The sequence below is a fragment of the Desulfocurvus thunnarius genome (assembly GCF_055390965.1).
In genome coordinates this window covers 3,338,130-3,362,033 of record NZ_AP042411.1, presented here as the reverse complement: position 1 = coordinate 3,362,033, position 23,904 = coordinate 3,338,130, and the positions used below count along the sequence as shown (strand labels likewise).

At 70.3% G+C, this 23,904-nt stretch carries 22 protein-coding genes; 6 read left to right on the top strand and 16 right to left on the bottom strand.

Going from position 1 to position 23,904, the window contains the following annotated elements; all coding sequences use genetic code 11:
* Positions 1–11: 11 nt before the first annotated feature.
* The 3 genes from ACZ5KV_RS14785 to ACZ5KV_RS14775 form a co-directional block, all read right to left on the bottom strand.
* On the bottom strand, positions 12–1,928 hold the full coding sequence (locus ACZ5KV_RS14785; RefSeq protein ID WP_464240053.1) for a hypothetical protein: 1,917 nt from the start codon (positions 1,926–1,928) through the stop codon (positions 12–14).
* A gap of 207 nt (positions 1,929–2,135) precedes the next feature.
* The gene (locus tag ACZ5KV_RS14780; protein WP_464240052.1) at positions 2,136–3,335 is read right to left on the bottom strand and encodes an aminopeptidase; all 1,200 of its coding nucleotides are present in this window, start codon (positions 3,333–3,335) and stop codon (positions 2,136–2,138) included.
* A 32-nt stretch (positions 3,336–3,367) separates the two neighbouring features.
* On the bottom strand, positions 3,368–3,625 hold the full coding sequence (locus ACZ5KV_RS14775) for a hypothetical protein (RefSeq protein WP_464240051.1): 258 nt from the start codon (positions 3,623–3,625) through the stop codon (positions 3,368–3,370).
* A 413-nt stretch (positions 3,626–4,038) separates the two neighbouring features.
* Between ACZ5KV_RS14775 and ACZ5KV_RS14770 the strand changes: the two genes are divergently transcribed.
* Complete coding sequence (locus ACZ5KV_RS14770; RefSeq protein ID WP_464240050.1) at positions 4,039–4,575, top strand: GDSL-type esterase/lipase family protein; 537 nt, start codon at positions 4,039–4,041, stop codon at positions 4,573–4,575.
* Between the two features lie 97 nt (positions 4,576–4,672).
* Here ACZ5KV_RS14770 and ACZ5KV_RS14765 read toward each other — a convergent pair whose 3' ends face one another.
* From ACZ5KV_RS14765 to ACZ5KV_RS14710, 12 genes are all read right to left on the bottom strand, one after another.
* Positions 4,673–5,404, bottom strand: a complete 732-nt coding sequence (locus ACZ5KV_RS14765) for an amino acid ABC transporter ATP-binding protein (RefSeq protein WP_464240049.1) — start codon at positions 5,402–5,404, stop codon at positions 4,673–4,675.
* Between the two features lie 9 nt (positions 5,405–5,413).
* On the bottom strand, positions 5,414–6,085 hold the full coding sequence (locus ACZ5KV_RS14760) for an amino acid ABC transporter permease (RefSeq protein ID WP_464240048.1): 672 nt from the start codon (positions 6,083–6,085) through the stop codon (positions 5,414–5,416).
* A 92-nt stretch (positions 6,086–6,177) separates the two neighbouring features.
* Positions 6,178–6,930, bottom strand: coding sequence for a glutamine ABC transporter substrate-binding protein GlnH (gene glnH, locus ACZ5KV_RS14755; protein WP_464240047.1), 753 nt, complete (start codon positions 6,928–6,930; stop codon positions 6,178–6,180).
* Positions 6,931–7,578: 648 nt separating this feature from the next.
* Positions 7,579–8,415 carry an FAD/NAD(P)-binding protein gene (locus ACZ5KV_RS14750; RefSeq protein ID WP_464240046.1) on the bottom strand — a complete coding sequence of 279 codons (837 nt, stop codon included), beginning with the start codon at positions 8,413–8,415 and terminating at the stop codon, positions 7,579–7,581.
* Positions 8,408–9,481, bottom strand: a complete 1,074-nt coding sequence (locus ACZ5KV_RS14745; protein ID WP_464240045.1) for a 4Fe-4S dicluster domain-containing protein — start codon at positions 9,479–9,481, stop codon at positions 8,408–8,410. The genes ACZ5KV_RS14750 and ACZ5KV_RS14745 overlap by 8 nt, the downstream gene beginning before the upstream one ends.
* Positions 9,478–10,446 (bottom strand): 4Fe-4S dicluster domain-containing protein, encoded by a 969-nt coding sequence (locus ACZ5KV_RS14740; RefSeq protein ID WP_464240044.1) that lies wholly within the window; start codon positions 10,444–10,446, stop codon positions 9,478–9,480. The genes ACZ5KV_RS14745 and ACZ5KV_RS14740 overlap by 4 nt, the downstream gene beginning before the upstream one ends.
* Positions 10,443–10,913 (bottom strand): hydrogenase iron-sulfur subunit, encoded by a 471-nt coding sequence (locus ACZ5KV_RS14735; protein WP_464240043.1) that lies wholly within the window; start codon positions 10,911–10,913, stop codon positions 10,443–10,445. The genes ACZ5KV_RS14740 and ACZ5KV_RS14735 overlap by 4 nt, the downstream gene beginning before the upstream one ends.
* Positions 10,883–12,862, bottom strand: coding sequence for a 4Fe-4S binding protein (locus tag ACZ5KV_RS14730; RefSeq protein ID WP_464240042.1), 1,980 nt, complete (start codon positions 12,860–12,862; stop codon positions 10,883–10,885). Before ACZ5KV_RS14730 ends, ACZ5KV_RS14735 begins: the two co-directional genes overlap by 31 nt.
* Before the next feature lie 2 nt (positions 12,863–12,864).
* The gene (locus ACZ5KV_RS14725) at positions 12,865–13,743 is read right to left on the bottom strand and encodes a CoB--CoM heterodisulfide reductase iron-sulfur subunit B family protein (protein ID WP_464240041.1); all 879 of its coding nucleotides are present in this window, start codon (positions 13,741–13,743) and stop codon (positions 12,865–12,867) included.
* Entirely contained in the window at positions 13,740–14,297 is a 558-nt protein-coding gene (locus ACZ5KV_RS14720) for a 4Fe-4S dicluster domain-containing protein (RefSeq protein ID WP_464240040.1), read from the bottom strand. Before ACZ5KV_RS14720 ends, ACZ5KV_RS14725 begins: the two co-directional genes overlap by 4 nt.
* A 145-nt stretch (positions 14,298–14,442) precedes the next feature.
* Positions 14,443–15,330 carry a nitroreductase family protein gene (locus ACZ5KV_RS14715; protein WP_464240039.1) on the bottom strand — a complete coding sequence of 296 codons (888 nt, stop codon included), beginning with the start codon at positions 15,328–15,330 and terminating at the stop codon, positions 14,443–14,445.
* Complete coding sequence (locus ACZ5KV_RS14710) at positions 15,327–15,815, bottom strand: Lrp/AsnC family transcriptional regulator (protein ID WP_464240038.1); 489 nt, start codon at positions 15,813–15,815, stop codon at positions 15,327–15,329. Before ACZ5KV_RS14710 ends, ACZ5KV_RS14715 begins: the two co-directional genes overlap by 4 nt.
* Positions 15,816–16,104: 289 nt before the next feature.
* Here ACZ5KV_RS14710 and ACZ5KV_RS14705 point away from each other — a divergent pair, with 289 nt between their 5' ends.
* The 5 genes from ACZ5KV_RS14705 (at position 16,105) to ACZ5KV_RS14685 (ending at position 21,947) form a co-directional block, all read left to right on the top strand.
* On the top strand, positions 16,105–17,301 hold the full coding sequence (locus tag ACZ5KV_RS14705; RefSeq protein ID WP_464240037.1) for a glycine C-acetyltransferase: 1,197 nt from the start codon (positions 16,105–16,107) through the stop codon (positions 17,299–17,301).
* Positions 17,302–17,327: 26 nt separating this feature from the next.
* Entirely contained in the window at positions 17,328–18,362 is a 1,035-nt protein-coding gene (gene tdh, locus ACZ5KV_RS14700) for an L-threonine 3-dehydrogenase (protein ID WP_464240036.1), read from the top strand.
* An 850-nt stretch (positions 18,363–19,212) separates the two neighbouring features.
* The gene (locus tag ACZ5KV_RS14695; protein WP_464240035.1) at positions 19,213–20,109 is read left to right on the top strand and encodes a flagellin N-terminal helical domain-containing protein; all 897 of its coding nucleotides are present in this window, start codon (positions 19,213–19,215) and stop codon (positions 20,107–20,109) included.
* A 428-nt stretch (positions 20,110–20,537) separates the two neighbouring features.
* Complete coding sequence (locus ACZ5KV_RS14690; RefSeq protein ID WP_464240034.1) at positions 20,538–21,437, top strand: flagellin N-terminal helical domain-containing protein; 900 nt, start codon at positions 20,538–20,540, stop codon at positions 21,435–21,437.
* An 81-nt stretch (positions 21,438–21,518) separates the two neighbouring features.
* Positions 21,519–21,947 (top strand): hypothetical protein, encoded by a 429-nt coding sequence (locus tag ACZ5KV_RS14685; protein ID WP_464240033.1) that lies wholly within the window; start codon positions 21,519–21,521, stop codon positions 21,945–21,947.
* A 219-nt stretch (positions 21,948–22,166) separates the two neighbouring features.
* Here ACZ5KV_RS14685 and fliD read toward each other — a convergent pair whose 3' ends face one another.
* Positions 22,167–23,867, bottom strand: coding sequence for a flagellar filament capping protein FliD (gene fliD / locus ACZ5KV_RS14680; RefSeq protein WP_464240032.1), 1,701 nt, complete (start codon positions 23,865–23,867; stop codon positions 22,167–22,169).
* Between the last annotated feature and the right edge of the window lie 37 nt (positions 23,868–23,904).

Genomic DNA, 23,904 nt, shown 5'->3' with positions numbered 1-23,904 from the left:
GCGCCCGGGGGCTAGAAGAGTTCGATGTTGTCCCAGTTCTCGCCGTCTTCGCCCGCCGGGGCGCCGGGGCCGTCGTCGAACAGCTCCACCCCGCCCTCGTCCTCGTGGCGCAGGGTCCGGGGGCCCGCCGCGTCCGCCCCGAAGGCCGACTCGTGGACCACGCGCTCGACCTCCATGGTGTAGCGCGACAAAAGCTGCTTCAGACGCTCGGGGCGCCCGGTGTCGTCGGCCACGGGCACGGCCTTGCGGCAGGCGGCCACGATCCTGCCCAGCTCGCGCCCGGCCTCGTCCAGCCCGGGCAGGATACGCCGGTCCAGGTCCACCGAGCGGGCCAGGGCGTCCACATCGGCGCCCAGGGCGCGGCAGCCCCGGGCCAGGGCGTCCATGCGCGCGGCAAGGTCGCGGTCCAGGGCTGCCAGTTCCGCGCTGAATTTTTCCTGGCTCCCGGAATAGCTGGCCAGCAGTTCGGAGCTGCGGGTGTCCGCCGCGCGGCCTTCCAGCTCGCGGGACACGTCGGCCACGGCGCGCAGCACGTCGGCCACGCCCCGGGTGCGGTCGCGGGCCTCCACGGACAGGCGCTGGATGGCCTGGGCCAGCACGCCCAGGGCCTTGCCCTGGTCGCCGGTATGCGCGGCCTTGATGCTCGCGTTGATGGCGATGAGCTCGATCTCCGAGCCCACCTCCTCGATGCTGCTCACAAAACGCGAGGTCTCCGACACCGTGGCGGCCACTTCGCCGATGAGCGCGGCGATCTCGCGGGCCTGGCCTCCCGAGCGCTCCATGGCGCGGATCACGCGGGCCGTGCTGCGGGCCACGCGGGCGAACACGGTGCCCTCGCCCCGGTCCCCCGCGGCGGTGATGGTCTCCAGGTCGGCCAAGAGGTCCCCGGTCTGGGCCGAGATGCCCGACAGGCCGTCGCGCAGGCCCTGGACGGCGGCCCCGAAGCGCTGGGAGGCGTTGCCGAGCTGGGACACCTGCAACTCGGACACGTCGGCCATCCAGCCCACCAGATCGCGCCAGCAGTCCTCGCTCTCTCCGGGCTGTCCGTCGCCCTCCGCGCCGTCCGCGCCGTCGGGCGCGGCGGGCGACGCCTCGGGGCAGGCGCGTTCGGCGGCCAGCTCGACCATGTCGCGCAGGGCCTCCTCCACGTGCTCCACCTGCTGGCGCACGATGTCGTGGAACTGCAACGAGGCCACGACCTCGGCCACGCTCCCGCCCACGGCCCGGGAGCGGTCGGCGAGGCTGCCCGACACCTGGCGGGCCTTGTCCATGAGGGCGGTGAGCGTCTGGAAGGCCTCGGCGATGTCCTCGCCCATGGCCCGGGCCTGCTCGGCCTGCTCCTGGCCCAGGGCGGCGGTACGGGTGCGCGCGGTGTGCACCAGGGTGGCCAATGCCCGGGATTTTTCGGCGATCATGCCGGAATCCTGAACGATCTTGCCGGCCAGAGCCTCCACGTCGTCGGCCAGGGTGCTGAAGCCCAGGCCCTGGTCGCCCAGGCGTGCGCTTTCGATGCGCGTGGAGATGCCGAGCATCTGAAGGCTGCGGATGATGCGCCCGAACTCGCCCACCTGCTGGTCCAGGCTGGCCAGCAGGTCGCCGGTGCGGCCCAGGGCCTGCACGTCGGCATCGACGCCCCCGGCGCCCGAGGCCGCGCCCAGGCCCTCGAGCTCGGCCTCAAGCTGGGCCGTGCCCCGGGAGATGTCGTCCCCGGCGCACAGGGACGCCAGGTCGGCGGCGCTCTCGGAAATGGCGGAGGACTGGGTGCTGTACTCCATGAGCCGCGCGCCCAAGGCCAGGAACTCCGCCTCGCGGCTCTGGATGAGCGAATCGAGGCGCTTGCCGAGGGCGCGCATCGTCGTCGCCGTGCTGGCGACGAGGGACGAAAGGGCGGCGCTGGCGCCGGAAGAAGCCGTTTTCTTTTCGGTCATATCCTTCGCGTTGAGGCCCGGAGGTGTCCTGCGGCGACCGGCAACCCGCCGCCATTGCTGGACAGTCACAAAGCTTACGGGCAAACCGTTGCCGAATCAAGCCTCTTTCCAAGAAAAAGCGGACGCATCCAAAACAGGCACGCACCGCAAAAGCGCCTGGTGCCCAAAGGAAAGCCGCGCGGAGCGCAAAAATACGGCCCGCGGGCCCTAGCGGGTGAACTCGCCGTTTTCATAGATCACCCGCCGCCGCCCCCCGGGCAGGGTGGCCGTGACGGTCTTCGGGCCGGTGTTCACCAGGTCCCAATGCAGGGCCGAAGTGTTGAAACCCAGGTCGCGCCTGCGCTCGGGGGTCAGGTCGTCCTGGGCGCCCGCGTAGGTGGAAGGGTACGACGCGCCCAGGGCCACGTGGCAGTTGCCGTGAGCGCCGCCGAAATTCTCGTCGAACAGGGTCATGGCCATGAAGCGGTCGATGGCCGAGAAACGCCGGTCCGTCAGGGAGAACTCGCCGAGCTTGTCCGATCCGGCGTCCATGGCGACCTGGTCGCGCAGGAAGCGCTCGCCCTCTTCGGCCTGGGCGCGCGTGACCCGGCCGTCCTCGAACCACAGGCGCACCCCGCGCACGAGGTTGCCGCCCCGGAAGGACGGCTGATCGGCAAAATAGGTGCCGCGCGTGCCCCGCCAGTCGGGGGAAAGATACAGCTCGAAGCTCGGGATGTTGTGCCCGGTGAGGCCCAGCCAGCGCCGCTCCGCCCCGGGGGTGACCTCCAGGTCCACGCCCTCGGCCGCAACGTGCAGCCGCGTGGCGCCCAGGCCGTCCAGCCAGGCGCGCAGCTCGCGCATGCCTTCCAGGGCCTCCCGCCAGCGGGCCACGGGGTCCGGATCGTCCAGATGGCAGGCCCGGGCCACCTGGGCGGCGTAGTCCTCAAGGCTCAGACCGGCCTTGGCCGCCAGTTCGGCGGTGGGCCACAGGCACAGCGTCCAGGAGAACAGGCCCTGCTGCTCGCGGCGTTCCAGGATATCGCGCAGGGGCTTGCGCGCCCGGGCCACCGAGGCGATGCGCCCGGGGTCGATGTCCGCCAGATGCGTCAGGGCGTCGGGGGCCAGCAGATGCACCGAGGCGTTCATGGCCGCGTGCAGCTCGGCGCTGCCCGGGGCCACGAAGCCGAGCTGGGCCTCGTCGGCGGCGCGGTAGAAGTCCAGCTCCATGCCGGGAGTGCGGTTCAGGCGGTGCAGGGTATGCACGCCCCGGTCCACCAGCCGCGCGGCAACGGCGCGGGCCAGGTCCAGGGCGGCGAGGTCGAAGCGCACCAGGGCGAGGTCGCCCCGGCGCAGAGGCGCGGGGCGCGAGGCGTCCAGGGCCCAGACCAGAACATCGGCGTAGCGTTCGAGCACGAGAGGGGGGAACATGAGGCTCCGGGGGATGTTCGCGGGCGAAAGGGCTAGACCTGGAGGCTGCGCACGAGGCCGAGAAGATGCTCGGCGGCGACCATGCTGCGCCGGGGCAGGTCCAGGATGCTCGGATATTGCCCGCCCACCTGGGTGGACCACATGTAGGACGCGGCGGTGGCGTCGGCCACGGTGAACTGCATCCGGTTCTCGGCCTTGTCCTGGAGCAGGGCCTTGGTCAGCCTGGGCCCGCTGTTGGTGACCACCGATTCGGCGTTCACGCTGGGGGCCTGCATGGAAATGGCGGCCATGTCGCTTCTCCCGCATTGATGAAATCTTGCGTAATGACCAAATCATGCCACGGCGGTGCGTAAAACGCAACGGCACATCGCAACGCGGCACCCAAATACGCCCCGGTGCGCCCCAAGATCGGCCGGAGCCGATGCCCCCCAGGGCACCCGGATGGTCTCTTGAGTTTTTAACGCCGTGAAAGTAGAACTGCGGAACCATGAAAAAGCCCCGCGCCGCCGCGCAATCCGCCCGCCGCCGCCACTGCGGCCCCGAAGCCGCCCCGGGCAGGCCGTGCCCCGGGCGCCCGGGGCCTGCGCCAGGGCACGGGGAGCGGGAAAGACTCCCGGCGCGGCGCTCCCCGGTCGAGCTGGCATGGCTCGCGGCGCTGGCTCTGTGCTGGATTCTCGCGGCCTGCTCCGGGCCGGACGCGGCCTTGCGTCCCCTGGCACCCGGGGCCGTGATCCTGGCCTTCGGCGACAGCCTGACCTACGGCACCGGTGCCCCGGGCCAGGGCTACCCCGAGCGGCTGGCCGCCCTCAGCGGGCATCCGGTGGTCAACGCGGGCGTGCCCGGCGAACGCGCCGCCCAGGGGCTGGCCCGCCTGCCGCGCCTGCTGGCGGCCCACGCCCCGGCCCTGGTCGTCCTGTGCCACGGCGGCAACGACCTGCTGCGCGGCGGCGCGCGCGAGCCCCTGGCCGCCGACCTGCGGGCCATGATCGCCCTGTGCCGCGAAGCCGGGGCCGACGTGGCCCTGGTGGGCGTGCCCAACCCGGGGCTGCTGCTTTCCGCCGCCCGGGTTTACGAAGACGTGGCCGCCGCCGAGGGTGTGCCTCTGGACAACCGGACCCTGGCCGCCATCCTGGCCGACGGCGCCCTGAAATCGGACATGATCCACCCCAACGCCCGGGGCTACGACCGACTGGCCCGCGCAGTGGCCGCCCTGCTGCGCGCCAAGGGCGCCCTGCCCTGACGGGAAACGCGCCCTCCGCCAAAGAACACCAGGGCCCCCGTGCGTCAGAATTACGCGCGGGGGCCCTTGTGCGTGGCGGGGAGCGCCCGGCCGGGGGCTAGGTGTGCGAGACGACCTTGCCCAGGAAGTCGCGCAGCCGGGGGTTGCGCGGGTTGGAGAAGAATTCGTGGGGCGGGCCGTCTTCCTGGATGACGCCCTGATCCACGAAAATGACCCGGTCGGCCACTTCCTTGGCGAAGCCCATCTCGTGGGTGACCACGACCATGGTCATGCCCTCGCGGGCCAGGCGTTTCATGACTTCCAGCACTTCGCCCACGAGTTCCGGGTCCAGAGCGCTGGTGGGCTCGTCGAAGAGGATGACCTTGGGTTGCAGGGCCAGAGCCCGGGCGATGGCCACGCGCTGCTTCTGCCCGCCGGAAAGCTGGTCGGGATAGTTGGCGGCCTTGTCGGCCAGCCCGACCTTGGCCAACAACTCCAGGCCCAGGGCGTCGGCCTTGTCGCGGGCCATGCGGCGCACCTTGCGCGGCCCGAGGGTCACGTTCTCCAGCACCGACATGTGCGGAAACAGGTTGAACTGCTGGAAAACCATCCCGGCCTCGGTGCGCACGAGGTTGATGTTCGTGGCCGGGTCGGTGATGTCGTGGCCGTCGACCACCACGCGGCCCGAGGTCGGCCGCTCCAGGCGGTTGATGCAGCGCAGCACGGTGGACTTGCCCGAGCCCGAGGGCCCGATGATGCAGACCACCTGGCCCTTGTCCACATGCAACGAAATGCCGCGCAGGACCTTGAGGGCGCCGAAGCTCTTGTGCAGGTTTTCGATGGTGATCACGGGAGCCTCCTAGCGCGTGGTCCGCGCGGCGAGGTGTTTTTCCACCCGCCGCAGGGCGTGGGCGATGGCCATGGTCATGCACAGATAGACCAGCCCCACGGTGAGATAGACCTCGAAGGCCCGGAAATTCACGGCCACGATCTCCTGCCCGGTGCGCAGCAGCTCGCCCACGCCGATGACGGCCAGGAGCGAGGTGTCCTTCAGGCTGATGATGAACTGGTTGCCCAGGGGTGGGATCATGCGCCGGAAGGCCTGGGGCCAGATGACGTAGCGCATGGTCTGCGTGCGGGTCAGGCCGATGGAGCGTCCGGCCTCGAACTGGCCGATGTTGATGGACTGCACGGCGCCGCGCACGATCTCGGCGATGTAGGCCCCGGAGTTGATGGCGATGACGATGATGCCCGCCACCAGCGGAGGGATGCGGATGCCCAGGGCCATGGGCACGCCGAAGTACAAAAACATGGCCTGCACGAGCATGGGCGTGCCGCGGATGGTTTCCACGTAGGCCCCGGCGAGCTTGCGCACGCCCCAGCCGCGCGAGAGCTTCATCAGCCCCGCCGCCGCGCCGAGGATGAACCCGAAAAACAGCCCGCCGACGGTAATCAGCGCCGTCCACTTCAGCCCGCGCACGAGCATGGGCACGGTGTCCAGCATGACGCCCGGATCGAAATTGAATGCCATTGGTTCCGTCCTTTGAGGCGCGGGGGAAACGCGGGGGCGGCTCGTGCCGCCCCCGCGGCCGCTGTGCGGTGTTTCCCCGATTTATCCTGGGCTTACTTGGGCTCGGTGCCGAACCACTTCATGTACAGCTCGGCGTAGGAGCCGTCGGCGCGCAGGCCCGCCAGGGCCTCGTTGACCTTGGGCACCAGCGCGCTGCCCTTGGGGAAGGCGATGCCGTAGGACTGGCCCTGGTACAGCGGGCCGACCACCTTGACCTGGCCCTTGCCGGCCTTGCGCATGAAATCGGCGATGACCGGGGAGTCGAAGACCACGGCGTCGGCGCCGCCCGAGAGCAGCTCCATGAACATGGCGTCGTTGTTGGGGAAGAGCTTCACGTCCTTGGCGCCCGCGTTGGCCTTGACGAAATCCTCGGAAGTGGTGCCGAGCTTGGTGGAAACCACCTTGCCCTTGAGGCTTTCGATGCCGTCGATGCCGTTCTCGGAAGCCTTGACCAGCACCAGCAGACCGGCGTTGTAGTAGCCGTCGGAGAAGTCCACCACCTCGGCGCGCTCGGGCTTGATGGTCATGCCCGCGATGCCCACGTCGATCTGGCCGGATTGCAGGCCGGGGATGATGCCGTTGAAGTCCATGGGCTGGAGGTCATACTCCGCGCCGAGCTTCTTGGCGATGGCGTCCCACAGCTCCACGTCGAAGCCGGTGTGCTTGCCGGTTTCGGGGTCCTTGAACTCGAAGGGCGGGAAGTTGGTGTCGGTGGCGACGGTCAGGGTCTTGGCCGAAGCCACGGTGCAGGTCAGGGCCAGGGCCAGGGCGCAGCCCAGGGCGAAGAAACGTTTGACGACGGTCATCAGGAACCTCCTGGAAAGACGGTGAAGAACGGCAGGGGGCGCCCGGCGCCCCCCGCGCGGGTTTCCCGGCAGGGATGTTCCTCTATGCCCCAAATCCGGCCCTGCGGCAAGGAAAACCAGGAGCAATATCAGCATCCATTCCGAATGGTTAGACACTCCCGCCCCCTCGAAAATCAGTCCGAACACCGGCAAAAACAGGCACCTGCACAGCGCAGCGAGAAGCAAACAGCCCGGCGACGCAGGATATTTCGCAGGACAGGCTCCGGGGAGCGGACAAAAAGAGGGCGGCCCGCCGATGGCGGGCCGCCTGTGTCCCAGGAGGAGGGCACATAAAGCCGGAAGACACGGTTCGGCGGGCGCGGGAGGAAGACAGGCAGCGCGCGGAGTAAGGGAATCCCGCCGCAGGAAGGGTCGCGTCCGGAAAAAGTGGATGGCGCGCTTCCGACGCCAAGAGAAAAGCAGAAAGCGTGCCAGGGGCACAGCCCCGGGCACGCCGGAAAAACGGGAACGACAACACGCCGGATTAGCAGAGTTTAAAACCAAGCGCCCGCTGCGATCTCCTGCGGCGCCAGCGCCCGGAGCCGCAGCGGCGCCCAGCCGAAGTGGACAAATCGTCCATTTTGACTGGACACACCTTCCACCACGCCGCTACAGCTCCGGCGGCAACTCGCCCAACTCGGCCATGGTGAACACCGGGCCGTCCACGCAGACGTAACGCGGCCCGATGTTGCAGCGCCCGCACAGGCCGAGGCCGCACTTCATGCGCCGCTCCAGGGTGGTTACGATGGCCGCGTCGGCAAAGCCCAACTCGCGCAGGGCCTGCACGGTGAAGCGGATCATGATCGGCGGCCCGCAGGTGACGGCCACGGCACCCCGGGCGCTGGGCGCCAATTCGCGCAGCACGTTGGGGATGAGCCCCGTGCGGTGCGGCCAGTCGGGGTCGGGCACGTCCACGGTCAGGGTCAGCTCCAGGCCCGGGGCGGCGGCCCACTGGTCCAGCTCCGCCGCGTAGGCCATGTCGCGCGGGCCGCGCGCGCCGTAGACGAGGCGGATGGTTCCGAAATCCGCGCGGTTGTCGAGCATGTACAGCAGCAGCGTGCGCAGCGGGGCCATGCCGATGCCTCCGGCCACGAGCAGCACGTCGCGCCCGCGCAGGGCCTCCAGGGGAAAGGCGTTGCCCAGGGGCCCGCGCAGCCCGACCTGATCGCCCGCGCGCAGGCCGTGCAGCGCCTCGGTGACCTCCCCGGCGCGCATGACCGAACATTGCAGAAACTCCGGGCGCGTGGGCGTGGAATTGAGCACGAAGGTCGCCTCGCCCACACCGTAGACCGAAAGCTGCACCACCTGCCCGGGGCGGTAGGTGAACGTCTCGCGCGCCGCCGGGTCGTCCAGGGTCATGCGCAGGGTCTTGATGGCCGGAGTTTCGTCCACCACCTCCACGACGGTGGCCGCCAGGGGCAGATAGGGGTTCGCGGCGTCAGTCACTGCTGCCTCCCAGCACGGCCAGGGCCGCCCGGCGGATGTCCATGCTCCCGGGGCACAGGCGCACGCAACGCCCGCAGCCCGTGCAACCCGGCGCGCCGTCCGGGCGCTGGTCGCGGTTGTAGACGAATTTGTGGCCCAGGCGCTGGCGATAGCGCAGCCCCTTGCCCGCGCGGGGGTTGTGGCCGCTGGCTTCCAGGGTGAAGCCGTGGGCCATGCAGTGGTCCCAGGTGCGCAGGCGGCGGCCCGTGGCGCCGTGGCGCTCGTCGGTGATGTTGAAGCACTGGCAGGTGGGGCAGACGTAGGCGCAGGCCCCGCAGCCCACGCAGGCGCGGCTCAGGCCCTCCCAGAAGGCCGCGTCGCCGAAACGCGCCTGAAAGGCTTCGGGCAGGCGCGCAAGGTCCGGCGCCGGGCCCATGGCCTCGCGGGCGGCCCGCACGCGCGCGGCCACCTCCTCCTCGCGCTCCGGCACGGGCACAGCGGCGGCCAGGGCCAGCAGTTCGGCGCCCAGGGCCGTCTGGGCCCGGGCCGCGAAGCTGCCCTCCAGGGGGAACAGCCACACGTCGGCCCCCGGGGCCGCGCAAGGCCCGGCGGACCAGTGGCAGAAGCAGGCCGCGTCGTGCGGCCCGGCGCAGGCCAGGGCGACCACCGCCGTGGCCGCGCGGCGCGCGGCATAATATGGGTCCGCCACCGGCCCGGCGGTGAACACGCGGTCGAGTTCCGCCAGCCCGCGCACGTCGCAGGGTCGCGCGGCGAAGAGCACGGCGGGCTCCGGCCCCGGGGGCACGCGCACCTCGGTGCGCGCCCGCCCGGTTTCCGGGTCGCGGGTGAAGTGCAGGTGCAGCAGGTCTTCGGTCTGGGGCAGCACGGCGCCCCGGGGCGACTGGGCGGCGGGCCGCTCCAGGTCCAAGGCGCCCTCCCCGCCTTCGGGGGCGTCGCAGTCCGGCGGGCCGAAGAGCACCACGGGCCCGCGCCGCACGGGGGCCAGCACGCGCCGTGCCCCGGCCAGGGCGCGCAACCACGGCCCCACGGCCTCCCGGGGCAGGAACAGCAATCCGTTCGAGCTCATCGGTCGCCCTCCCCGGTTCCGTGGTCGGGGATGGTCGGCTCCTCGGCCCGGAAGGTCAGCAGCGGCGGCACCTGGGCCGGGTCCGTGCCCGCCACGTGGCCGAACAGGGCCTCGGCCTCGCGGGCCAGCACGCGCTTCATGGTCAGCAGCGGAATGCCCACGGGGCAGGCCCGCTGGCATTCGCCGCACTCGGTGCAGCGCCCGGCGGTGTGTACCGCGTGGATGACCTGGAAAAGCAGCTTCTCGCGCACCGACGACGACTGGCTGAGCCAGCCCGGGCGGCGCGTCTCGGCCAGGCAGTGGTCGCGGCAGACGCACAGCGGGCAGGCGTTGCGGCAGGCGTAGCAGCGCAGGCAGCGCCCGAGCTCGCGCTCCCAGTGGCGGAAGCGCTCCATCACGGGTTGGGCCAGGAAAGCGTCCAGGTCGGCGTGCGGCCCGCCCTCGGGCTCGCGCGGGGTGCGCTCGGGGCCGATGGTCACATCGGCCAGCACGGGGTTGGGGAAGCGGCAGCGCAGGCAGCGGGCGTCCAGAAGCGCGTCGGGCACCGAGGGCCAGCCCTCCGGCGCATCCCGCTCCGGTTGCGCGGGCCCGTCGGCGGGCAGCCCGTCCCGGCCCAGCACCCCGGCGCACGGCAGGCCGATGAGGATCAACTCCTCGCGGCGCAGCAGCCCTTCGGACAGAAGCTGAACCACGCTGCGGCTGTCGCAGCCCTTGACGCACACGGCCACCTTGCGCCCGGCCAGCCCGCGCAGGTAACCCGCCAGATTCCGCACGGCCCCGGGCCCGAAATCCAGGGCCGCGCATTCCTCGGCGCTGGCGGCGAACAGGGGTGCCAGGGTCGCCGGGTCCGGCCCCGGGCCCCAGCCCAGGACCAGTTCGGCCCCCCCGGCCAGGGCCTCGCGTGCCGCGCGGCGCAAGGCCTCGCGCAGGGCGTCCGGGTTCGTGCTGCCGGACCGGTCGCTCATGCGCCCTCCCCGGGGGCCGCCGGAGGGCAGGCCGCGGCGGCCAGATCGGTTTCACGCAGCCGGGGCATGGGCCCCAGGGCGTGGATGCGCGCCGTGAAGTCGGCCACCACCTGCTGCCAGCGCTGGCCCTCGGAGGCCGAAACCCAGGTGTACAAAAAACGCGCGGGGTCGATGCCCAGGGCGGGCAGAAGACGCAGGAAGAGTTCCAGGCGCCGCCGGGCGTGGTAGTTGCCCTCGGAGTAGTGGCAGTCGCGCGGGTGGCAGCCGGACACGAGCACCCCGTCGGCCCCGCCGTAGAAGGCCTTGGCGATGAACAGCGGATCGATGCGCCCCGAGCAGGGCACGCGCACGATGCGCAGGTCCGTGGGCTGGGCCAGCCGGGCGACCCCGGCGGTGTCGGCGCCGCCGTAGGAGCACCAGTTGCACAAAAAGCCGATTATCCGCAGGTCGGCAGCGGGGTCCGGCATAGGGCCTCCACCTCGGCGAGGATCTGGTCGTCGGTGAAATGCTGGAGCTGCACGGCGCCCTGGGGGCAGGTCACGCAGCACACGCCGCAGCCCTGGCAGACGGTTTCCACCACCAGGGCGCGCACGGCCCCGTCCCGGCCCTGCTCCTCGCGGATGGCGCCGAAGGGACAGGTCTTCAGGCATTTGAGGCAGCCCACGCAGCGGCGCGGGTCCACCAGGGCCACCTGCGGGTCGCCGGTCAGGGTACCCCGGGCGAAGAGCCCGAGCACCTTGGCCGCCGCCGCGCTGGCCTGGGACACGGAGGCCGGAATGTCCTTGGGCCCCTGGCAGGCTCCGGCCAGATACACGCCCGCCGTGTTGGTCTCCACGGGCCTGAGCTTGGGGTGGCCCTCCAGGAAGAACCCATGTTCGTCGATGGACACGCGCAGGGTCGCGGCCAGCTCCTGGGCGCCCGGGGCATGCTCGGCGCCCACGGCCAGGACCACGAGGTCCGCCTCCACCTGGACCTGGGCGGCCATGAGCGTGTCCGCCCCGCGCACGACCAGCCGGTCGCCCTTGGGGAAAATGCGCGAGACACGGCCCCGGATGTAGCGCACGCCGTACTCCTCCATGGCCCGGCGGATGAACTCGTCGTAGCCCTTTCCGGGGGAGCGGATGTCCATGTAGAACACGTAGGCCTGGGCGCCGGGCACGTGGTCGCGGGTCAAAATGGCCTGCTTGGCCGTGTACATGCAGCAAAAGCCCGAGCAGTAGGGCCGGCCGATGTGCCGGTCGCGCGAGCCCACGCACTGGATGAAGACCACGCTCTGCGGCTCGCGGCCGTCGGAGGGGCGCAGCACGTGCCCGCCCGTGGGCCCGCTGGCCGAGAGCATCCGCTCGTACTGCATGGAGGTGATCACGTCGGGGTAGCGCCCGCCGCCGTACTGGCCGTACACCTTGGGGTCGAACAGTTCGTAGCCCGTGGCCACGATGATGGCCCCGACCTTCTCGGTGACGGTGCTCCCGGTCATGGCGTAGTCGATGGCCCCCGAGGGGCAGACCTTGGCGCAGACCCCGCACTTGCCCGTGGTGAGTTGCTTGCAGTGGGCGGGGTCGATGACGGCTTTCTTGGGAATGGCCTGGGGGAAGGGGATGTTGATGGCCCGGGCGGGGGCCAGCCCCGCGTTGAAGGGGTCCGGCGCGTCCTTGGCCGGGCATTTCTTCACGCACTCGCCGCAGCCGGTGCATTTGCTCCAGTCCACATAGGTGGGCTTGCGGCGGATGGCGACCTCGAAATTGCCCACCCAGCCCGACACGGCGGCCACCTCGCTGTAGGCGTGCAGCGTGATGTTCGGATGCTGGGCCACGTCGACCATGCGCGGGCCGAGCACGCACGAGGAGCAGTCCACGGTGGGGAAGGTCTTGTCGAGCTGGGCCATTTTGCCGCCGATGGACGAGGTGCGCTCCACGAGCACCACCTCCAGCCCGCCGTCGGCGCAGTCCAGGGCGGCCTGGATGCCCGCCACGCCCCCGCCGATGACCAGCACCCGCCGCGTGACCTCGAACTCCCGGGCCGTCAGCGGCCGGTCGCGGCGCAGCTTCTCCACGGCCATGCGCACCAGATCCGTGGCCTTGGCCGTGTTGCGGGCCTTGTCGCGCCCGACCCACGAAACGTGTTCGCGGATGTTGGCCATCTCGAACATGTAGGGGTTGAGCCCCGCGCGGGCCACGGTACGCCGGAAGGTGCGCTCGTGCATCCGGGGGCTGCACGAGGCGACCACCACGCCGTCCAGCCCGTGCTCGGCCACGGCGGCGACGATAGCCTCCTGGCCGGGCTCGGAGCAGGTGTAGACCGAGTCGGCGGCAAAGGCCACGTCGGGCATGGCGCGCGCGGCCTCGGCCACGGCGGCGCAGTCCACGGTGGCGGCGATGTTGCTGCCGCAGTGGCAGACGAAGACGCCCAGGCGCATGGTCAGCCCCCCGCCCCGAGCTTGCGCAGGGCGCCTTCCGGGGCGACCACCAGCCGGTCCAGGCCCAGGGCGGCCCGGTCCAGCCCCAGGGCCAGCCCCAGAAGCTGCGTGAAATAGAACACCGGAATGCCGAAGGCCCGGCGGCGGCTGGCGGCGACCTGCTCCTGGCGCAGGTCCAGGTTCATCTGGCACAGCGGGCAGGCCACGGCCAGGGCGTCGGCGCCCAGGTCGGCGGCGGCCTCAAGCAACCGGCCCGACAGCTCCATGACCAGATCCTTGCGCGGCACGCCGTAGGACGCGCCGCAGCATTCCGTCTTGAAGGGAAAGGCCACCACCTCGGCCCCGGCGGCTTCCAGAAGCCGGTCCATGGCCACGGGGTTCTCGGGGTCGTCGAAGGCCATGAGCTCCGGCGGGCGATGCAGGATGCAGCCGTAGTACGGCGCGACCTTGAGCCCGGCCAGGGGCCGGACCACGGCGGCGGCCAGGGCCTTCGGCCCGGCCTGCTCGTACAGCGCCTGAAGCAGCGACACGGCGGGCAGCCCCTCTTCGCAGGGCGTGGTCAGCAACGCGTTGATGCGCTGGCGATGGCCGGGTTCGCCCAGGTCGCGGGCGGCGGTGCGCAGGTTCACCAGGCAGTTGGGGCACGGGGTGACCACGCCGGTGAATCCGCCCCGGCGGGCCAGCTCCAGGTTGCGCGCGGCCAGGGCGCCGGAGAGCACGGTGTCCACGGCATGGGCCGGGGAGGAGCCGCAGCAGCTCCAGTCGGGAATTTCGGCCAGTTCGATGCCCAGGGCCGCGCAGCAGGCGCGCCCCGAGCGGTCGTAGTCCTGGGCGGTGCCTTCCAGGGAGCAGCCCGGATAGTAGGCGAAGGCGGGGCTCATTTCTCCTGGGCCTCCCGGTAGCGGCGGAAGATGGCCTCCACCTCGCCGCGGCCGCGGATGTCGCGCGCGCGCAGGAAAAGCTTGCCCCGGGCCAGGGCCTTGGGCCCGAGGTCCACGTCCGTCAGGCGCCGCGAGCGGGCGATGAAGCTCATCATCGTGCCCAGCTCGAACACCCGGCCATGGCGCATCACCGATTGCAGGAAGCTGTCCTGGAACTGCTTGATCTGCTTTTCGGGGGCGTAGCCCTCGCGGCGCGAGATCTGACGCAGCACTTCCATGATCCGGGCCACGTCGATGTTGTTGGGGCAGCGGGTCGAGCAGGTCTTGCAGGTGGCGCAGATCCAGATGGACCGGCACGAGAGCACCACCTCGCGCTGGCCCCACTGCAGGGCGCGCATGACGCTGGAGGCGGGCAGGTCGTAGGCGAAGGTGAAGGGACACCCGGCGGTGCAGTTGCCGCACTGGTAGCACAGGGTGAGGTTCTGGCCGCTTTCGCGGGCCACCTCGGCCACGAACTGCATGTCGCAGGAGTGCGTCAGGTCGAGGACGGTCACGCCGGGGTTCCTCCTTGGGCGGCTTGCGCCCTGCGGGGGGCACATTCTGAAAAACGAGAATAAATCATGCCAGATTTTTTGGCAATATGAAAATTTTTATTCCTCTAATTTTTTGTTCTGAAAATATAACCACGGAACAACCGCCCTATTCCAGCCAGTCCACGCGGGGCGCGCGGCGCGGGGGCACGCGGCGGTAGCGGAAACGGGCCCTGCCCAGGATGACGGCGGCGAACACGCCGTGCCCCGGGGCCACTCCCAGGGCCTCGGCCAGGGGCGGATATTCGCGCGCGGCCTCCATGAGGAACCCGGCCCAGCAGGCGCCCAGGCCCCGGGCGTGGGCCGCCAGCTCCAGGTAGGCGGCGGCGGCGCAGCAGTCCTCGGCGGGGTTCAGGCCGTCCAGGGGCGCGGTGGCCACGGCCACGTGCGGCGCGCCGCGCAGCACGCGGTCCTCCCCGGCGGCCCAGTGGCGCTGGATGCCGGGAAACAGGCCGCGCGCGGTCATGTGCTCCACCACCAGCCCGGCCAGGGCGCGGGTGCGCCCGGGTGTGGCGCTGACCACCCAGCGCACGGGCTGGCGGTTGTGGGCGCTGGGGGCGTGGGAAGCCACGGCCAGCAGGTGCTCCAGGGTCGCGCGGTCCAGGGCTTCGGGCCGGTAGGTGCGCACCGAGCGGCGCGAGGCCAGGAAAAGTTCGGCGGCCTCGGGCGCCGGGCGCGCCTCGCGCATCACGGGCGGGCAATCGCCGGGGCCGACCTCGGGGGTCACGGGCATCTCGGGCAGGGTCAGCGCGCCCACGGGGCACACGGCCACGCAGTGCCCGCAGCCGATGCACATCTTGCGCGCCGCGCGGCGCAGGGAGGGGACGCCTTCGGCGTCGGCCACAACGACTTCGAACGGACACTCGGCGACGCAGGCGCCACAGCGTTTGCACAAATCGGTATCGCAGAACATGGCGGGCAGATACGCATCGGCGCCGGGCTTGGCAAGCCCCCGGGGCGAAGCGGCCTCCGGGCCCCCGGGCGGGCGGGGGCTCATTCGGGCAGGGCTCCGGCCGGGGCGTGCTCGCGCAGCTCCACCCATTTGCCCTCGGCCTCCAGGTACACGAAGCTCTCGGTGGAGGTCACCCCGCCCACGGCGGCCAGGTCGTCCACCAAAAAATGGCGCAGGGCGCGCCGCGAGGTGACGGACACCTCCGCCAGCAGGTCGAAACGCCCGGTGACGTTGATGACCGACTGCACGCCGGACATGTCGGCAATGCGCCGGATGATGGCCTCGTTGGCCGGGTGGTCCAGGCAGATGCCGACCATGGCCGAAATCTGGGTCTCGAAGAACAGCGGGTTCACCGAAGCGGTCACGCGCAGGTATCCGGCGCGCATCATGCGCTCGGTGCGCAGGCGCACCGTGCCGTCGGACACGCCCAGACGCTGGGCGATGCGCTTGTAGGACTCGCGCCCGTTCTTCTGCAATTCCGCGATGATGCCGTAGTCGATGGCATCCAGGGTCAGGGTCTTGCCGTGCAACTCGCAGCCTCCTTGGGGGCGTTGGGGCGTGGTCCTCCGTGCGCAGGGGCCACCGTATCCTCGCGGGGCGCCCGGCGTCAATTTGCGCCGCAGCGGCGCGGCGCCCGGGCCGGGCGTCACCCCCCGCCCCCGGCTCCGGCGGCCCGGCCGGGCCGCCGCGCCGAAAGGCGAAAGGAATCCGGCCCCTCTTGCGTTTTGCGCAATAGCACGACCACCAATTTCTTGACAACGAATTTTCAAAGCCTGTATTTGACTGTTTGCGAACACAACCCCACCGGAGAAATCACGCATGCCACATCCGCTGCTGGAAGCCCTGGCCAGTCAGACCGAGGCCCTGCGCGCCCAGGGCCTGTTCAAGCACGAGCGGATCATCGCCTCGCCCCAGCAGGCCGCCGTGACCCTGGCCGGGGGCCGCGAGGTGCTGAACTTCTGCGCCAACAACTACCTGGGCCTGGCCAACGACCCCCGGCTGACGGAGGCGGCCAAGATCGCCCTGGATCGCTACGGCTTCGGCATGTCCTCGGTGCGCTTCATCTGCGGCACCCAGGACGTGCACCGCGAGCTTGAGCGGCGCCTCTCGCAGTTCCTGGGCACCGAGGACACCATCCTCTACGGCTCGTGCTTCGACGCCAACGGCGGCCTGTTCGAGGCCCTGCTCGGCCCGGAGGACGCCGTGGTCAGCGACGCGCTGAACCACGCCTCGATCATCGACGGCATCCGGCTGTGCAAGGCGACGCGCCTGCGCTACGCCAACAACGACATGGGCGACCTGCGCGCCAGGCTGGCCCAGGCCCGGGCCCAGGGCGCGCGGCACATCCTGATCGCCACCGACGGCGTGTTCTCCATGGACGGCTCCGTGGCCGACCTGGGCGCGCTGTGCGCCCTGGCCCGGGAATTCGACGCCCTGACCATGGTGGACGACTCCCACGGCGTGGGCGTGCTCGGCGCGGGCGGGCGCGGCAGCCACGAGCACCGCGGCGTCATGGGCGGGGTGGACATCCTCACCGGCACCCTGGGCAAAGCCCTGGGCGGCGCCTCGGGGGGCTACGTCTCGGGCCGGGCCGAGGTGGTGGGCTGGCTGCGCCAGCGTTCGCGGCCCTATCTCTTTTCCAACACCCTGGCCCCGGTCATCGCGGCCACATCCCTGGCCGTGCTGGACATCCTGGCCGACTCCGGCCCCCTGCGCGGGCGGCTGCACTCCGCCGCGGCGCGCTTTCGCGCGGGCATGACCGACGCCGGGTTCCAGGTGCTGCCCGGGGCGCATCCCATCGTCCCGGTGATGCTGGGCGACGCGGTGCTGGCCCAGCGCATGGCCGCGCGCCTGCTGGAAGAAGGCATCTACGTGGTGGGCTTCGCCTACCCGGTGGTGCCCCAGGGCGCGGCGCGCATCCGCGTGCAGCTGAGCGCCGCGCACACCGACGGGCATGTGGACCGCGCGGTGGACGCCTTCACCCGCGTCGGCCGCGAACTGGGCGTCGTCGCCTAGCGGGCCGCCGCCATGAGGAATTTGCCATGACGACCATGAAAGCCCTGGTCAAGGCCGAAGCCGGGCCCGGCATCTGGATGCGGGACGTGCCCGTGCCCGGGATCGGCCCCAACGACGTGCTGGTGCGCGTGCGGAAAACCGCCATCTGCGGTACGGACGTACACATTTTCAACTGGGACCAGTGGGCCCGGAAGACCATCCCCGTGCCCATGGTCGTGGGCCACGAATTCATGGGCACGGTGCAGGCCGTGGGTGCCGAGGTGCGCGGCGTCGCCCCGGGGGACCGCGTGTCCGCCGAAGGCCACGTGACCTGCGGGCACTGCCGCAACTGCCGCGCCGGGCGGCGCCACCTGTGCCGCAACGCCGTGGGCATCGGCGTGAACCGCCCGGGGTGCTTCGCCGAATTCCTGGCCGTGCCCGCCGCGAACATCTTCCGCCTGCCCGACGCCGTGCCCGACGAGGTCGGCGCCATTCTCGACCCGCTGGGCAACGCCGTGCATACGGCCCTGTCCTTCGACCTCGTGGGCGAGGACGTGCTCATCACCGGGGCCGGGCCCATCGGGGCCATGGCCGTGGCCGTCTGCCGCCATGTGGGCGCGCGCCACGTGGTCGTCACGGACCTGAACCCCTACCGCCTCGACCTGGCGCGGACCATGGGCGCCACGCGCGCGGTGGACGTGCGCCGCGAGGACCTGGGCGCCGTCATGGCCGAGCTGGGCATGACCGAGGGCTTCGACGTGGGCCTGGAGATGAGCGGCAGCCCGGCGGCCTTCAAGGGCATGCTCGGGCTCATGAACCACGGCGGCAAGGTCGCGCTGCTGGGCATCCTGCCCGGGGAGACGGCCGTCGACTGGGATCAGGTGGTCTTCAAGGGCCTGCTGCTCAAAGGCATCTACGGCCGGGAGATGTTCGAGACGTGGTACAAGATGGCGACCATGCTGCAAAGCGGGCTGCGCGCGGCCCCGGCCATCACCCACCGCTTCGCGGCGGACGAATTCGCAAAAGCGTTCGAGGTCATGCGCTCGGGACAATCCGGGAAGGTGATCCTCGACTGGACGTAGGCCCGGAACGGTACGCAACTGACACCCGGCGGACGGTCCGCCGGAGAATCCGGCCTTACTCCTCCTCGTGAAGGGCCCCCGCGCGGTCGCAGCGCGGGGGCCCTTCCTTTTGGCCGAAAAGCCGCCCCCCCGAGGGCGCGGCCGGGCCTTATTCTTCCAGCAAGTGGGGGCTTGAAGGGGGGGAATGGAGCGGCCCTGGCCGCGCCCGCGGGGGGACGGAAAACACGGACGGCGCGACGCGACGGGAATGTGCCATCAGGAGTGCAACGGAACGTGCGTCGCGCCGCCCGCACCTCTCTTGAATCATCCCCGCCGCTCCGGGACAAGTTAAGATAACCCAAGAAATGTCCGCGCCCTGAACGGGTCTGAACACCGCTGAACCAGGCGTGCCCCCGGCCTCGGTTCTCCCGCTCCGGCGGACGGGTTCCGACCAGGCGCCGCCCGCTCCCCTGCACGCTGCCCCGCTCCACTCCGCCCCTCCCCCGCCGCGCGCCGTCGCGGAGCCCTTGCCTCGCGCGCCGCGCTCCGTGGTTGCGCTCCGGCCCGCTCCCACCGTTCTGCCGCCCCCCCCCGCCCGGGCCGTTTCGCGGCGGGGCTCATGGATGCCCGCGCGGCCCGCAGTCGGGGAAACAGGCGGGAATTTCAACTTTTTTATCAAATTAAAACAGCGTCATAGCGAAAAATTGCAAAAAATCACGCCCGCCCCCCTCAAGGGCCGAATTCAAGGGTTTGGCCATTGCGTCGAATGGTCTGGCACAGGCCACGGGGAACACCGTCGCAGCTCTCGCCCCGGGGCCTGGACGAACAAAGGCATGGATGCACTTCAACAATCCAATGGAGGGAAGAACCAATGTCGCTCATCATCAACCACAACCTGACCGCAATGACCGCCGCCCGCAACCTCGGCACATCCTATCAGGCCCTCTCGGCCTCCACGGCCAAGCTCTCCTCGGGCCTGCGCATCAGCACCGCCGCCGACGACGCGGCGGGCCTGGCCATCCGCGAGCTCATGCGTTCGGACATCGCGTCCCTGAACCAGGGCGTGCGCAACGCCAACGACGCCATCTCGCTGATCCAGACCGCCGACGGCGCCCTGGGCGTCATCGACGAGAAGCTGATCCGCATGAAGGAACTGGCCGAACAGGCGGCCACGGGTACCTACAGCTCCGACCAGCGCCTGATCATCGACTCCGAGTATCAGGCCATGGCCTCGGAAATCACCCGAATCGCCAACGCCACGGACTTCAACGGCATCTACCTGCTGAACGGCAACCTCTCCGGCGCCACGAGCACCCACGACGGTTCCGGCCTGGTGTCCACCGGCCCGCTGAAGGTCCACTTCGGCACGGCCAACGACAGCGCCGAGGACTACTACTACGTGAGCATCAACAGCGCCACGGCCTCGGCCCTGGGCGTGGGCAACTCCGCCTCGGCCGACAGCGACGGCTACAGCATTTCCACCCAGGAGGGCGCGCAGAAGGCCCTGGAAGCCATCAACGAGGCCATCGTCTCCAAGGACAACATCCGCGCGGCCCTGGGCGCCACCCAGAACCGCCTGGAGAACACCGTGTCCAACCTCCAGATCCAGGCCGAGAACCTCCAGGCCGCCGAGGCCCAGATCTCCGACGTGGACGTGGCCACGGAAATGACCGAATTCACGCGCCAGCAGATCATCTCCCAGTCGGCCACGGCCATGCTGGCCCAGGCCAACAGCCTGCCGCAGCTCGCGTTGCAGCTCCTGGGGTAATCCTGCCGGGAGCGGCCATGGCGTGACCCGGGCTCCCGGCGTCGGCCCTCGGGCCGAAACCGCCCCGCCCCCCGCCCGGGGGCGGGGCGGACTTTTTTTCACCGGCCGTGGATGAAGCGCCCCCCGGGGCGCGTATATCTATGCAGGACGACGGCGATTCGCCCTCGCCGCCGCCCGAACCGAACCGCGCAGCCTGACACCTGCAGCCGCGCCCCCCGCCCAGCCTGACGGACGGGGGGCGCTTCCCTTTTCCCCGCCCGGCAAATTTTTTTTCGGGCCGCCATGGATGAAACCTCCCGCCCCGCCCGTATCACATGCAAACGCCGGAGTTTCCGGCGTGTCCGGGCCATGGTCGGCCCGGCAAGCGGACACGACACCACGGCGCATGTTCCCGCCCCCGGCGGGACGCACAACAAGGAGGTTGCACCATGTCGCTCGTTATCAATCATAACCTCATGGCCATGACCGCGGCCAGAAACCTGGACCAGTCCTATAGCAAGCTCAGCACGTCCACCCGCCGCCTGTCCTCGGGCCTGCGTATCGGCACCGCCGCCGACGACGCGGCGGGCCTGGCCATCCGCGAGCTGATGCGCGCGGACATCTCGACCCTGAACCAGGGCGTGCGCAACGCCAACGACGCCATCTCCATGATCCAGACCGCCGACGGCGCGCTCCAGGTCATCGACGAGAAGCTCATCCGCATGAAGGAACTGGCGGAGCAGGCGGCCACGGGCACCTACAACTCCGACCAGCGCCTGATCATCGACTCCGAATATCAGGCCATGGCCTCGGAAATCACGCGTATCGCCGAAGCCACGGACTTCAACGGCATCCACCTGCTCGACGGCACCCTCTCGGGCATGGAGGCCGACCACGACGGCTCGGATCTGTCCTCCTCGGGCCCGCTGAAGATCCACTTCGGCACGGGCAACGACTCCAGCGAGGACTACTACTACGTCCGCGTCGGGTCCTGCACGGCCTCGTCCTTCGGCCTGGGCAACTCCGCCGACCCCACCAGCGCCGGGTACACCATCTCCACCCAGGAGGCCGCCCAGAGCACCCTGGACGCCATCAACGCGGCCATTATCTCCAAGGACAACATCCGCGCGCACCTGGGCGCCATGCAGAACCGGCTGTCCAACACCATCTCGAACCTGGAGATCCAGGCCGAGAACCTCCAGGCCGCCGAGTCGCGCATCTCCGACGTGGACGTGGCCACGGAGATGACCGAGTTCACCCGCCAGCAGATCATCACCCAGTCGGCCACGGCCATGCTGGCCCAGGCCAACAGCCTGCCGGAACTGGCGCTCCAGCTCCTGGGCGGCTAATCCGCCCGCGCGCCGCCGCCGGGGCCCGAGGGCTTCCGGCGGCGGCGCGGGCCGACGGCCCCGCCCGAGGTCAGCCCCGCCATGCGGCCTTTCGACATTCCCCGCCTGCTGCGCCTGGTCCGCGCCGGGGTGGACGAACGCCTCGTCCGCCGGGCGGCCCTGCGCCAGGCCGCACGCCCCAGGCCCTCGGCCCCGGGCGCCCCGGCGCCCGCAAGCCCCCTGCCCCCGAAGCCCGCCCTGCCGCCCCTGCGTCTGGCCGTGGCCCTGCGCGCGCTGCTGCGCCTGCTGGGCATCGGCGGGCCGCAGCGCGTGGAGCGCGCCCAGGCCCTGCCGCCCCTGGCCCTGCCCGGCCCGGAGGCCTCCGGGCAAAGCGGGCGAACCCAGCTCCTGCCCGAGGCCGAAACAGGCCGCATCGTCAACGTCCGCGACACGTCCGCCTCCGGCGTGCGCACCCCGGGTGCCCCGGATTCCACGAACGCCGGATCGGGCGAGCCTTCCTCCCCGCGCTGACGCACCCGCCCTCCTCCTCCCGGCTTCCTTTCCCGCGCACACCCCGCGGCTTTTTCCAACCGCCCCGCGAAGTGCGGAACGCATGACGCCCGGTGGAGCAATCCACCGGGCGCATCTGCTTCCTCCGTGCGGGAGGAAGTGGACCGGCCCCGGCGCCAAGGAGGGAATTGTGGCGCAACCCCTGGGGGCGCCGGGGCCGATCAACTTTGGTGCCGCGTGCTAGCTGCTGGTGCTCGGGAGCTGGTCGATGAGCGAATCCAGGGACGTGTCCAGACTCTCGTATTCCGACAGGGTGGCCTCCAGGCGCGAGTACATCTCGCGCAGGGTGCTTTCCTTGAGTTCCAGACGGGCTTCCTCCTCGGTGATGCGCGTCTCGGTGTTGTCGACGATGGTCTGGTAGTTGTCGGCGATGATGTTCAGGATGCCGCTTTCGGAGTCGGTGATGTCGGCCAGGGTGTCCACCATCTCGGCGATGGTGCCCTGCTTGATGCTCACGGTGCCCGAGTAGCTGCCGTCGTCCAGGTTGTGGACCTGCAGGACCATACCGGCGGCGGCGGTGCCCGAGGCGCCGGTGATGGTGTTGCCGCTGATGGTCGCGGCCTCGCCGTTGATGGTCGCCGAGACGATGGCTCCGCCGGAAACTTCGTAGGCGACCTCGTGGTCCCCGGGCTCGGTGATGCCCGAGATGTTGGACACGTGCCCGAAATCCGAGGACGAAGTCACACCCTCGTTGTCGGCCACGAACAGGTCGGCCACGGCCAGGGGATCCTCGGCCAGGGCCTCGATGAGGGTCAGGCCCGCCGAGGGGTCGGTGTCCAGGATGAGCATGCCGAAGGTTTCGGAGCTCTCGTCGGTATCGGTGATGATGCCGATCTGCGCGAGGCTGGTGAACAGGTCGCCGCTGCCGGTCTCCTCGTCGTAATAGCTGAAGCCCAGGGCCTTGGAGGACGTGATGTCCTTGAGCTGCTGCTGGATCATGTCCACGCCGTAGTTGCCGGTCATGATCGAGCCCTCGCCGTCGTCGCTCACGGCCGTGAGTTCGTCGATGAGCGCGTAGATGGTGTTCAGCGACTCCATGAACGAAACGATGCTCTCGTACATGGCGTCGGTGTCCACGGTCACGGACAGGGTCACGCCGCTGGAGCTGGACACCCCGAGCAGGTTCAGGGTCATCCCGTCGATGACATCGGTGACGGTGTTGGTGTCGCGCTCGATCCACTCGTCCTCGCCCGAGGGGTAGCCGTCGACCTTGATCCGGGCGTTCTGGGCGGTCTGGGTGTTCTCGAAATCCTCGGGGGCATAGCCGTCGATGGTGCAGGCGGTGATGGCCACGGCATTGTCCTCGCCCATGTCCATGCCGTAGAGTTGCAGGTGGTAGGCGTCGCCGTCGTTGATGAGCGAGGCGCGCACGCCGGAGCTGGACAGGGTGTTGGAGTTGATGATGTTCACCAGCTCCGTCAGGGTCGTGCCCGCCGGCACGTCGATGGTGTACTCCTCCCCGGCGTAGGAATAGGTCATGGTCGCGTCGGTGTCGGTAACGGAATCCGAGGAGGACTCCGAGCCCGTGGCCGAGTTGATCCAGATGTCGTTGCAGGCCAGTTGCCCGACGACCACGGTGTGGTTGGCCACGTCGGCGTCGCCCGTGGAGGTCACCGACAGGGAGCTGGAATCGGAGACCGACACGTCCATGGTCACGAACTCGGCCTTGGTGTCCATGGCGCCGAGGGCCGTGCGCAGGGCCAGAAGCTCCGTGTTCAGCTCCTGGAGCACCTCGACCTTCTCGGTCCAGGTGTCGCGCCATTCTTCGAGCTGGGTCAGCCGGAAGCTCTCGGCGGTCATGGTCGCTTCGATGATGGAATCGAAGTCCGTGCCGTTGCCGAGGCCCGTGAAGTAGATGGCTCCGGAGGAGTATTCGGCCATTGTCGCCTCCCGTGCGGCCGCCCGGGGCGGGCCGTGG

Excerpts from the sequence above, each read along its gene's own strand:
- ACZ5KV_RS14735 (WP_464240043.1), bottom strand. The coding sequence starts at position 10,913 with ATGCCGGACCCCGCTGCCGACCTGCGGATAATCGGCTTTTTGTGCAAC.
- ACZ5KV_RS14715 (WP_464240039.1), bottom strand. The coding sequence starts at position 15,330 with ATGAGCCCCCGCCCGCCCGGGGGCCCGGAGGCCGCTTCGCCCCGGGGG.
- ACZ5KV_RS14780 (WP_464240052.1), bottom strand. The coding sequence starts at position 3,335 with ATGTTCCCCCCTCTCGTGCTCGAACGCTACGCCGATGTTCTGGTCTGG.
- ACZ5KV_RS14705 (WP_464240037.1), top strand. The coding sequence starts at position 16,105 with ATGCCACATCCGCTGCTGGAAGCCCTGGCCAGTCAGACCGAGGCCCTG.
- ACZ5KV_RS14690 (WP_464240034.1), top strand. The coding sequence starts at position 20,538 with ATGTCGCTCGTTATCAATCATAACCTCATGGCCATGACCGCGGCCAGA.
- ACZ5KV_RS14785 (WP_464240053.1), bottom strand. The coding sequence starts at position 1,928 with ATGACCGAAAAGAAAACGGCTTCTTCCGGCGCCAGCGCCGCCCTTTCG.
- ACZ5KV_RS14745 (WP_464240045.1), bottom strand. The coding sequence starts at position 9,481 with ATGAGCTCGAACGGATTGCTGTTCCTGCCCCGGGAGGCCGTGGGGCCG.
- ACZ5KV_RS14775 (WP_464240051.1), bottom strand. The coding sequence starts at position 3,625 with ATGGCCGCCATTTCCATGCAGGCCCCCAGCGTGAACGCCGAATCGGTG.
- tdh (WP_464240036.1), top strand. The coding sequence starts at position 17,328 with ATGACGACCATGAAAGCCCTGGTCAAGGCCGAAGCCGGGCCCGGCATC.
- ACZ5KV_RS14685 (WP_464240033.1), top strand. The coding sequence starts at position 21,519 with ATGCGGCCTTTCGACATTCCCCGCCTGCTGCGCCTGGTCCGCGCCGGG.
- ACZ5KV_RS14740 (WP_464240044.1), bottom strand. The coding sequence starts at position 10,446 with ATGAGCGACCGGTCCGGCAGCACGAACCCGGACGCCCTGCGCGAGGCC.
- ACZ5KV_RS14760 (WP_464240048.1), bottom strand. The coding sequence starts at position 6,085 with ATGGCATTCAATTTCGATCCGGGCGTCATGCTGGACACCGTGCCCATG.
- ACZ5KV_RS14725 (WP_464240041.1), bottom strand. The coding sequence starts at position 13,743 with ATGAGCCCCGCCTTCGCCTACTATCCGGGCTGCTCCCTGGAAGGCACC.
- ACZ5KV_RS14730 (WP_464240042.1), bottom strand. The coding sequence starts at position 12,862 with ATGCGCCTGGGCGTCTTCGTCTGCCACTGCGGCAGCAACATCGCCGCC.
- glnH (WP_464240047.1), bottom strand. The coding sequence starts at position 6,930 with ATGACCGTCGTCAAACGTTTCTTCGCCCTGGGCTGCGCCCTGGCCCTG.
- ACZ5KV_RS14695 (WP_464240035.1), top strand. The coding sequence starts at position 19,213 with ATGTCGCTCATCATCAACCACAACCTGACCGCAATGACCGCCGCCCGC.
- fliD (WP_464240032.1), bottom strand. The coding sequence starts at position 23,867 with ATGGCCGAATACTCCTCCGGAGCCATCTACTTCACGGGCCTCGGCAAC.